Source organism: Idiomarina sp. UBA4206 (assembly GCF_002383015.1).
GTDB classification, from domain to species: domain Bacteria; phylum Pseudomonadota; class Gammaproteobacteria; order Enterobacterales; family Alteromonadaceae; genus Idiomarina; species Idiomarina abyssalis.
Genome location: NZ_DFTS01000014.1, coordinates 56,103 through 59,277, shown reverse-complemented (window position 1 = coordinate 59,277; position 3,175 = coordinate 56,103). Strand labels below are relative to the sequence as shown.

The 3,175-nt window shown below is 47.9% G+C and carries 2 protein-coding genes; both read right to left on the bottom strand.

Features of this window, described 5'->3' with window-relative positions:
• On the bottom strand, positions 1 to 752 hold a 752-nt coding region (gene serC, locus B3180_RS02920; protein WP_286842932.1), incomplete at its 3' end, for a 3-phosphoserine/phosphohydroxythreonine transaminase.
• On the bottom strand, positions 749 to 3,175 hold a 2,427-nt coding region (gene gyrA / locus B3180_RS02915; RefSeq protein WP_286842931.1), incomplete at its 5' end, for a DNA gyrase subunit A. The genes gyrA and serC, both read right to left, overlap by 4 nt.

The window sequence follows — 3,175 nt, the reverse complement described above, 5'->3', positions numbered from 1 at the left end:
ACCAACCCTGCCAGATACCAGGCAAAGGTATTGGGCGTGTTGTACATAGACCCGTCCTTCGCCTGGAGTTGGTAATCCATGATAGATGACACTTGCTTCTGCGGTTGACCCAAAAGCTTTTTATTGACGATAGCGATAGCAAAACCTGAAGGGCCTATATTCTTCTGAGCGCCGGCGTATATAACACCAAACTTTGAGACATCCAGGGGTTCAGAGAGGATATTTGATGACATATCAGCCACAATGGGTGCTTTAACATCAGGGATCTCATGCAGTGCAATACCATCGACCGTCTCATTGGGACAGTAATGAAAATAGGCAGCATTTTCAGACAGTTTCCAGTCTTTTGGCGACTGAATTTCCTTGCCTTTAGCGCCTTCCTGAACTTGCCCGGCAATATTCACTCTGGAAACGAACTTTTCGGCTTCACGGATAGCAAAACCAGACCATATTCCTGTATCCAGGTAATCTACGGTGGCATGGGGTGACGCGATATTCTGTGGAACCGCAGAAAACTGGCCTCGCCCTCCGCCTTGTAGAAAGAGTACTTCGTAGTCGTCCGGTACATTTAGCAGGTCGCGCAGGTCTTGCTCAGCTTCACGTGCCATATGGACATAAGCAGGGTCACGGTGGGAAATTTCCATCACCGATACACCCTGCCCATTCCAGTTCAATAACTCTTCCTGAGCTTGTTTCAACACCTCGACCGGCAACATTGCCGGTCCGGCAGAAAAGTTAAACAACTGGCTCATGACTCGTCGGAACCCTCTTGATTTTCAGAGCTATCCTCAGAAGAGACTTCGCCTTCCTCAGCAATGACTTCGCCGTCGATGAGAGACTCATCTTCGTCAATTTCATCAATGCGCTGCAGGCCAACCACTTTTTCGTCATCAGCTGTACGAATTAAGCGTACGCCCTGAGTGTTACGACCAACGGTTGAGACCTCATTAACACGCGTTCTGACCAGAGTACCTTTATTACTGATAAGCATGATCTCGTTGCCATCAATAACTTCCATGGCGCCGACAACGGAACCATTACGCTCGCTGACCTTAATAGAGACAACACCTTTGGTCGCACGACTCTTAGCCGGGTATTCACTTAGCGGCGTACGTTTGCCGTAACCGTTTTCAGTCACGGTTAATACATTCGCTTCTTCCTCTTCGTATTCGCGAGGAACAATCAGTGATACAACACGCTGTCCTTCTTCCAAACGAATACCACGAACACCGGTTGCTGTACGGCCCATTGAACGCACTTGCTCTTCCGCGAAGCGCACCACTTTGCCGGCGTCAGAGAACAGCATAATTTCGCCGCTACCGTCAGTGATATCAACACCAATCAGTTCATCGTCATCAACCAGGTTCAGTGCAATGATTCCGCCGTTACGAGGACGTGAGTACTCTGGTAATGGCGTTTTCTTAATGGTCCCTTTACGGGTAGCCATAACAACGAACTTATCTTCCGGGTAATCCCGTGTTGGCAGAATAGCGGTAATACGTTCGTCGGCTTCAAGCGGTAACAAGTTGACGATAGGCTTGCCTCGAGAAGCACGACTTGCCAACGGCAACTGGTAAACTTTCATCCAGTAAATACGACCACGGGTTGAAAAGCATAAAATGGTGTCATGCGTGTTCGCTACCCACAGTCTTTCAATAAAGTCTTCGTCTTTCATCTTAGTGGCGGCTTTACCTTTACCACCACGACGCTGAGCTTCGTACTCAGTCAACGGTTGATACTTCACATAACCTTCGTGAGAAAGCGTCAGAACAACATCTTCTTCATTGATTAAGTCTTCCATGCTGATGTCATGTGCAGCGGCGGTAATATCGGTTTTACGCTCATCGCCAAAGTTACTGCGTATTTCAACCAGCTCTTCACGAATCACTTCCATCAGGCGCTCTGAACTGTTCAGAATATGCAGCAGTTCAGCAATTTGTTCTAACAGACCTTTGTATTCATCCAGAATTTTTTCGTGCTCTAAACCAGTCAGTTTATGCAGACGTAAATCCAAAATGGCCTGAGCCTGTTCTTCAGTCAGGTGATAGTTGTCACCCCGAATGCCGTATTCTTCAGGCAGATGATCAGGACGCGCAGCATCAACACCGGCGGTTTCCAGCATTGAAGCAACATCACCCAGCTGCCATGCGCGGGCAATTAGCCCGGCTTTAGCTTCAGCAGGCGTGGGTGAACGACGGATAAGCTCAATAATTTCGTCAATATTAGCCAGCGATATCGCCAGACCTTCCAGGATATGAGCACGTTCACGAGCTTTGCGTAATTCGTAGACTGAGCGGCGGGTAACCACTTCACGACGGTGGCGAATGAAGCAATCCAGCATATCGCGCAGGTTAAACAGACGCGGCTGACCTTTATCCAGGGCAACCATATTAATGCCAAACACAACCTGTAACTGGGTATTAGCATACAAATGGTTAAGAACAACTTCGCCAACATCGCCACGACGAATTTCAATGACGATACGCATACCGTCTTTGTCAGACTCGTCACGTAAAGCACTAATACCTTCAACGCGCTTTTCTTTAACCAGTTCAGCTATTTTTTCAATTAAGCGGGCTTTATTCACCTGATACGGAATTTCCGTAACAATGATGGTTTCTTTACCCGTTTTCTCGTCGACTTCCACTTCCGCCTGAGCGCGCAAATGAATACGACCACGACCGGTTTTATAAGCTTCAACGATACCGCTGCGACCTGAAATTGTCGCTGCTGTCGGGAAGTCCGGACCCGGGATGTATTCCATTAACCCTTCAACATCAATATCCGGGTTATCAATCATCGCCAGTGAGCCGTCAATAACTTCCGTCAGGTTATGAGGCGGGATATTGGTTGCCATACCAACAGCAATACCCGAGGAACCGTTAACTAACAGGTTGGGTACGCGGGTTGGCAATACATCAGGAATACGCTCTGTACCGTCGTAGTTATCGACAAAGTTAACGGTCTCTTTGTCCAGGTCGGCTAAAAGCTGATGAGCAATTTTTGCCATGCGAATTTCGGTATAACGCATCGCAGCGGCTGAGTCTCCGTCAACAGAACCAAAGTTCCCCTGACCATCAACCAACATATAACGCAATGAAAAGTCCTGCGCCATACGAACAATCGTGTCATAAACTGCGCTGTCTCCGTGAGGGTGATATTTACCAATCACATC